The 6,992-nt window shown below is 67.2% G+C and carries 7 protein-coding genes and 1 pseudogene; 1 reads left to right on the top strand and 7 read right to left on the bottom strand.

Going from position 1 to position 6,992, the window contains the following annotated elements:
* From QN206_12475 to QN206_12500, 6 genes are all read right to left on the bottom strand, one after another.
* The coding region (locus tag QN206_12475; GenBank protein MDR7615622.1) for a hypothetical protein at window positions 1-247 on the bottom strand (247 nt) is incomplete at its 3' end.
* A 128-nt stretch (window positions 248-375) separates the two neighbouring features.
* Window positions 376-1,488 (bottom strand): dihydrolipoamide acetyltransferase family protein, encoded by a 1,113-nt coding sequence (locus QN206_12480; protein MDR7615623.1) that lies wholly within the window; start codon window positions 1,486-1,488, stop codon window positions 376-378.
* Between the two features lie 8 nt (window positions 1,489-1,496).
* Window positions 1,497-2,480, bottom strand: coding sequence for an alpha-ketoacid dehydrogenase subunit beta (locus QN206_12485; GenBank protein ID MDR7615624.1), 984 nt, complete (start codon window positions 2,478-2,480; stop codon window positions 1,497-1,499).
* Window positions 2,477-3,406 (bottom strand): pyruvate dehydrogenase (acetyl-transferring) E1 component subunit alpha, encoded by a 930-nt coding sequence (gene pdhA / locus QN206_12490; GenBank protein ID MDR7615625.1) that lies wholly within the window; start codon window positions 3,404-3,406, stop codon window positions 2,477-2,479. The genes QN206_12485 and pdhA overlap by 4 nt, the downstream gene beginning before the upstream one ends.
* A gap of 35 nt (window positions 3,407-3,441) precedes the next feature.
* On the bottom strand, window positions 3,442-4,413 hold the full coding sequence (locus tag QN206_12495; protein ID MDR7615626.1) for a sugar-binding transcriptional regulator: 972 nt from the start codon (window positions 4,411-4,413) through the stop codon (window positions 3,442-3,444).
* Complete coding sequence (locus QN206_12500; GenBank protein ID MDR7615627.1) at window positions 4,410-5,624, bottom strand: SAF domain-containing protein; 1,215 nt, start codon at window positions 5,622-5,624, stop codon at window positions 4,410-4,412. Before QN206_12500 ends, QN206_12495 begins: the two co-directional genes overlap by 4 nt.
* A 405-nt stretch (window positions 5,625-6,029) precedes the next feature.
* Between QN206_12500 and istB the strand changes: the two are divergent.
* Window positions 6,030-6,624: pseudogene (istB, locus tag QN206_12505) on the top strand (IS21-like element helper ATPase IstB).
* Between the two features lie 92 nt (window positions 6,625-6,716).
* Here istB and QN206_12510 read toward each other — a convergent pair.
* On the bottom strand, window positions 6,717-6,992 hold a 276-nt coding region (locus tag QN206_12510; GenBank protein MDR7615628.1), incomplete at its 5' end, for an IS256 family transposase.

Below are 6,992 nucleotides of genomic sequence, written 5' to 3' on the forward strand. Positions count from 1 at the left end.
GCGGCAACTCCCGGGGTTCCCGCACCGGCTCTACGCGCCTGGGCACCGTCGTCCCACGGATGATGTCCAGAGTAGTCCGGAGCTCCGCCGCCACACGGAAAGGCTTCGTCAGGGCCCGACCCGGGAACGTGGCAAGAAACCGGCCCGGGTGGTCAAGCGCCTCACCCGCCAGCTCAAAGGGCTTTGCCGCCAGCCTCCGGACGAAGCTGCCCACATACTGCTCCATGAACTCAAGAGTGTGTGCCACGCTTCCGCGCCCGCACACGACACACGTCATCTGGGAACGTCCCGTCTGCAAGGGTGCCACCAGGTGCCAAGTCAGACGGCCGCACCGAGGACAGTGCAACTCAAGTTCGTACCGCTCCGCCACCCCCTTCATGTCTCCCCTCCAAGCCGTTCAAGCCACCGAGTGAACTCCTCCAGAAACCGTGCGCCGTCGGCTCCGTCGGCCACACGGTGGTCCAGCCCGAGCGTGAACTCGCACACCGGCCGTAACGCGAGCGCGTCTCCCACCACCCAGGGGCGGAGCCGTACCGCTCCCACAGACAGGATGGCCGCCTGCCCGGGGACGACAAGGGAAGTGAACCGATCCACCCCCAGCATCCCCAAATTTGAAACCGTGAACACCGCTCCCCTGACGTCCTCCAGCCCAAGCGCGTTCTCTCGTGCACGGCGGGCGAGCTCGCCGATTTCTTCATTCAACACCGGTAACGGCTTCCGATCCGCATCGCGAACCACCGGGACCACGAGCCCCTCCGCAGTGTCCACAGCAACGCCCACGTGCACAGCGTCAGCTACAGTACCGTCCGGCGCGGTACGAAGTCGAGGGTACCTTTGCAGGGCCCGTGCCGCAGCCCAAACCACCACCGCCGTGTACGAAGCTCCGGCACGCAATCGCTCCACCACCGACATGTCCACGGCACGCGTCAGGTGGACCTGGGGCACCTCTCGCGCACTCTGGACCATCCGCTCGGCCACAAGCCTGCGGCGTTCCAGCGTCCGGCTCACGCCCGTCGTCATGGCCGCCAGCGCCGCCCGCACGTCGGCTTCCGTGATGCGGCCCCCGGGCCCCGTACCACGTACGGTAGACAGATCGAGCCCTGCCTCCTTTGCAAGCCGCCGCGCCACCGGAGTGGCTGCCACGGGACCCGTCTCTGAAGGCCCTTCCCCTATCGCGGGCCCCGCTGCTGCAGTGGTCTCTATCTGCTCTGGCCTCCCCGCAGGCAGCAACTCAGCAGGCAGCGACTCACCCGGTTCGAGGATGTACGCCATGACCGCGGTCACGGGCACCACGTCTCCGGGCCCCACCCGGACCCCGGCCAGCTTTCCGCTCGCGGGCGCCTCCACCTCCATGTTCACCTTGTCCGTCATCACCTCGACGAGCGGCTCCCCGGCCCGGACCTGCTCTCCCTCCTCCCGCAGCCACCGCACCACGGTCGCCTGCTCCATCAACATGTCGAACTTGGGCAGGATTACCGGACGGGCCACGATCCCCCCTATGCTGCCAGCACCCGTCGCACAGCCTCGACCACGTCCTCCTCCTGCGGGACTGCCGCCCGCTCGAGTCTGGGGCTGTACGGGATCGGGCACTCGGCACCACCGAGTCGCACGACGGGGGCCTGCAGGTAGTACAGAGCGTCGCTCTCCGCAATCCGTGCCACGATTTCCGCCCCGATCCCCAAAGTCCTCACACCCTCGTACACGACCACCGCCCGCCCGGTTTTCCGGACCGACCGGAGAATCGTATCAGCATCCAGCGGCCGTAGCGTCCGTGGATCCACCACCTCCACCGAGACCCCCTCCGCCGCCAGACGGTCCGCCGCCGCCAGCGCCCGGGGCACCATCGCAGACGTGGCCACCACAGTCACGTCCGTCCCCTCCCGCTTCACCTCCGCCCGACCCAGCGGGATCTCATACGGATCCTCAGAAACCTCACCTCGCGTCCGGTACAGGAGCTTGTGCTCCACGAATATCACCGGGTTCGGGTCCCGGATGCTCGCCAGCAGCAGTCCCTTCGCGTCCCGCGGTGTACTTGGAGCTACCACCTTGAGGCCGGGGACGTGGACAAACCACGCCTCCAGGCTCTCGGAGTGCTGCGCTGCCGCACCGGTTCCGGCTCCCGCAGGCGTCCGGACCACCATCGGTACCTGTGCCTTTCCCCCGAACATGTAGCGGATCTTCGCCGCCTGCAGGACCAGCTGCTCCATGCAAAGGGCAACGAAGTCCATGAACTGAACCTCCAGCACGGGGCGCAGACCCGTGAGCGCCGCACCGATCGCGCATCCCGTGATCGCCGCCTCCGAAATCGGCGTGTCTCGTACCCGCTCGGGTCCGAACTGGTCCAGCAGGCCCTCCGTAACGCCGAACGCGCCCCCGTAGACACCAATGTCCTCCCCAAGCAGAATGACTGCGGGGTCCGCCTCCATAGCCTGCCGCAGGGCTTCCCGGACCGCCTCTGCGTAACTCAGCTCCCGCGTCATGCGTACACGTCCTCCAACAGCGTGCTCGGGTCGGGCTCCGGGCTGGCTTCCGCAAACCGGACCGCTTCCTCTACCTGCTCGACCGCGCTCCGCCGCAGTGCCTCGTACTCTTCCTCCTCCAGAAGCCCTTCGCCTTGCAGGTATGCCCGGAACCGCTCAATGGGATCCCGGGACCGCCACCGTTCCACCTCCTCACGGCTCCGGTACCGCTGCCGGTCACTCTTGCTGTGCCCGCGATACCGGTACGTGATACACTCCAGCAACGTCGGCCCCTCTCCCTTCCGGGCCCGCTCCACTGCTTCTTGGGCTGCCTCGAACACCGACATGACATCCATCCCGTCAACGGTCCGTCCCGGAATGCCGTAAGCACACGCCCTCTCCGCCACGCGCTCCACGCGCATGGAGTTGCGGACCGGCATCGACATGGCGTACTGGTTGTTCTCGCACACGAACACCACAGGCAGCTCCCAGATGCTGGCCAGGTTCAAAGACTCGTGAAAAGCGCCCTCGTTGGCAGCGCCGTCACCGAAAAAAGCCACGCAAACTTGCTGGGTTCGCCGGATCTGGATCGAAAGCCCGACCCCTGTCGCGATCGGAAGGCCCCCCGCCACAATACCGTTCGCACCCAGGTTGCCCCCCTCCACGTCGGCGATGTGCATGCTCCCGCCCCGACCGCGGCAGTAGCCCGTCTCCTTGCCGAGAAACTCCGCCATCATGCGCCGCACGTCCGCACCCTTCGCCAGGCAATGCCCGTGCCCACGGTGCGTGCTCAGAATGTAGTCGTCCGGCCGCAGCGCCTGACATACCCCGACGGCCACCGCCTCCTGCCCGATGCTCAGGTGCATGGTGCCGTGCACCCTGCCCAGCCCGTACAGTTCCTCCGCCTTTTCCTCGAAGGTACGGATAAGCAGCATCGTCCCGAGCATCGCCCGGAGCTGTTCCACCGAAAGCCCTACCGACTTCACTGTTCCACCCCCCGTTCCGCCCGCAGCGACCGCAGAACCGCGCGGGCGGCCACGTGGTCTGTAACGAGCACGTCTGCCAGCTCTCCACACAGAAGCCCCAGAATCGCCTCGGCCTTCTCCAGTCCACCGGCGACCGCCACGACCGTGGGGATCCGGCGCAGATCCTCGAACTCCACCGCCACGATGCGACGCTGGAGTTCGTCATCCACCGGGAGCCCCTCCCGTGTGTAAGGCCTCGTGCAGACATCACCAACCGCGCCGCGCTCGCGCAACGCCGCAAATTCCCGCGCCGAAAAGTAGCCGCTCTGCACGAGCGTCGACGAGGCGACGAGCGCCCCGACTCCAACAAGCGCTACGTCCGCCTGTCGCGCCATATCCAGGACCCTCCGAATGTTCGGATCGGAGCACAGGGCCTGCTGGACCTCCGCGCTCGCCACGATTGCGGGCGCGTGCAACAGGTGCACCTCGCCCCGGTGAGCCTGCGCGAGGCGGCGCGCCAGGTCGTTGGCGTGCACCCCGGGTGCCACCTGCCCGGCCCCACCGACAAGCGGGACCACCGTGGTCCGCAGCGGCCGCGGGCGCACGTGGTGCACTACCTCGTTCAAGGTCGTCCCCCAGGAGACCCCTATCAGCTCCCGTCCCTTCAGGTACCGTTCCAACGCCAGGGCCGCGGCCTGGCCCAGCGCGCGACGGGTGAGAGTCGGCGACTCGGTGCGGCCGGTGACCACGACAGCTTCTCGTAGCCCGAACCGCTCTTCAAGCTCCCGTTCCAGCTCCTGGTGGGACTCCTGCGGGGGAATGACCTCGATGCGCACCACGCCTTCCGCCCGCGCCCGTTGAAGCAGCCGACAGACGGCCGGCCGTGACAGACCCAGACGGGCGGCGATTTCCTGCTGGGTCAGGCCCCGCAGGTAGTAAAGGTCTGCCACCTTGGCCATCAGATGCCGGTCGTCGTGCCGAGGCCTCAAGACAGGATCCCCGCTTCCACCAGCGCCTCTTGGAGTCTGCGAAGCTGCACGACCACGCTGTGTGCGTCCAGCTCCAGATCTTCCTCCGTCAGCACCTGCCCTGCACGCACTTCCCTACGTGTCCGGGCGCCTGCGACCACACCTACAGGTACGGCACGACTCGCCCTCGCCCGCACGGCATCCTCGGCAAGTCCGTAGACCGTCTCTCCACCGACGCCGTCGAGTTCCTCTCCGCGGGCCAGGTCCCGCTTGGCGACCGCCACGCATTCCACCCGTGGCGCGCCCTGCGCCTGCATCGTGACTTCTCCGTAAAGGGCGGCACGCGCGATGGACACGGGCACCTCGAGGCTGGCCAGGTGAAATGGCCTGTACAGAACGTAGTAGGGGCCCGACCCCATGCGCAGGTACTCCAGGTCCCTGCGGACGGGTCCGTCCGGTACCCGCACGACCACAAACACCCCGGGTGCAACGTCCCCCACGGCGTACTCCACAACCCCACTGCGTGTGAGGATGCCGCCCTCAACCTCCGGCACGAAAACCCGAGCCAGCTCCGTGCGCTTCACCGCAGGTCCGTGCATCCCGGGTCGGTCCACCGTGAGCCCCGTGGCGTTTGCAAGCGCGGCCATCTCCGCCATGGTCTTCGTCCCGTCCACGAACTGCGTCAGCATCCGTGGGTTCATGCCCCACCGGGCAGCTTCTGCCGCCACGGCGGCAGGTGTGGCACGGCGATCCAGCCGGTTGTTCTTACCCTTGCCCGCGCACACGACTTCGAACCCCAGCGTGCGGGCGAAGTCCACCATCTCGCACAGCACGGCAGGCTCGTCGCCCATCCCGACGGTGTACACTCTGTTCGCGGAACGGAACAGGTAAGCCAGCACCGGGCCCACTGTCGCGTCCAGCTCCACGTTCATGGTGACCAGCGTCTTGCGGCCCCTCAGGGTCGCAGCCGCGATGCGCGCGCCAACTTCCGGATCCCCGGTGGCGTCCACAACCACCTCAGCGTGCTCGAGCAAAAAAAGTGAGAAATTCGGCGTCACCGCGACCCGTCCCTCGCGGATCACCCGGCCCGCCTCCTCAGCCGTCCCAACCACCTCCGCGGTCAGGCCCGCCTCGGAGATCGCCTCCCAGGCCCGCTCCAAAAGACGCTCGGACACGGCGGTTACCCGCAGACCGGGCAGGCGCGCCAGTTGGCGAATCACACCCCTGCCCATCTGGCCGGCCCCCACGACAGCCACACGAACCCGCCGACCCTCGCGTTCCAGTACCTGAAGGCGATCCAGAATCATCCCCAGTAGCTCTCCTCCGAGAAAATCTCCGACGTTAGCAGGGCCGCATCCCAGGGTACGGACCTGTGCCAGGCCCTGGACCCCTGCGAACCACGTCGATCCAGGGCTTTCTCAAGGAGCGAGTCAGCGTCACGACCATCCCCCCAATCCACCAGCATCCGCCAGCGCGAGCGCGCTGCTGGACATGCCACTCCCGCCGGAAAGCCATTTTTGCACAATTGTTCATTATTGAACAAACTGCTCCGCTGCTCCCTTACCACATATCCGGGATAAGCGCAAGGGGGCGCAGCCTCGAAAACTGTGGAAACGCGAGGGCGGTGTGCCTTCCGGCTTCTGGTGGACCAGGAGTAGGCGAGCCGGCAAAACCGCCGCCTGGCCCGACTCTTAACCAGGCCAGGCTGCGCCTGCCCGCCTGCCTGGAGGACGTCGACTACCGCCACCCCCGGGGCCTGGACCGCTCCCTCCTCCGCAGCCTGTCCACCGGCGACTGGCTCCGCGCCCGCCAAAACGTGCTCATCACCGGCCCTACCGGCGTGGGTAAGACTTTCATCGCCTGAGCCCTGGCCAACGCCGCCTGCCGCCAGGGGTTCACTGCCCGCTACTACCGGGTGCCCCCCTCTCCTGGCCGAGCTCGGCATCGCCCGGGGCGACGGCTCCTACCCCAGGCTCCTCAACCAGCTGGCCCGCATCGACCTCCTGGTCCTCGACGACTGGGGCCTCGCCCCCTTCACCGACACCCAGGGCCGTGTACCTCCTGGAGGTGCTCGACGACCGCGCCCAGGCCCGCTCCACCATCGTGGCCAGCCAGCTGCCCCCGGACCACTGGCACGGCCTCCTGTCCGATCCCACGGTGCCGGACGCCATCCTCGACCGCCTGGTCCATAACGCCCACAACATTGCCCTCAAGGGGGAATCCATGCGGAGGGTCGCGAACCAGTTACAGCAAAGTGACCGCGGAGGGCGACCAGAAATGCCAGCGTCGCTCCTCCGAGGTTCCGTCAAAAAGTGTGTAAACACTCAGGCGGCGACCTCCTTCCCGGCGGCCTCGATCCCGTCCTCGTACCGCACCCCCACGTAAACCTTGGCCAGCAGCTCCGGGGCGTTCAGCCGCCGGAACCTCGTCTGGGCCACCATCAGCATCTTCCGGATCACCGCCGCAGCCCGCTCCACCTTCTTGAACCGCTTGGCCGCATCCGTCCGTAGCCGCAGCGCCGCAAAGGGGGACTCCACCACGTTGACGGTCCGCAGGTGCCGCCAGCGCTCCTGGGGGTACCGGTAAAACGTCACCATTCG

The organism is Armatimonadota bacterium, assembly GCA_031460175.1.
In the GTDB taxonomy this organism is placed as follows: Bacteria; Sysuimicrobiota; Sysuimicrobiia; order Sysuimicrobiales; family Sysuimicrobiaceae; genus Sysuimicrobium; species Sysuimicrobium tengchongense.

What these genes read in the sequence shown, in the direction of transcription:
- QN206_12485 (MDR7615624.1), bottom strand. Translation starts at nt 2,480, where the DNA reads ATGACGCGGGAGCTGAGTTACGCAGAGGCGGTCCGGGAAGCCCTGCGG.
- pdhA (MDR7615625.1), bottom strand. Translation starts at nt 3,406, where the DNA reads ATGCTCGGGACGATGCTGCTTATCCGTACCTTCGAGGAAAAGGCGGAG.
- QN206_12500 (MDR7615627.1), bottom strand. Translation starts at nt 5,624, where the DNA reads ATGGGCAGGGGTGTGATTCGCCAACTGGCGCGCCTGCCCGGTCTGCGG.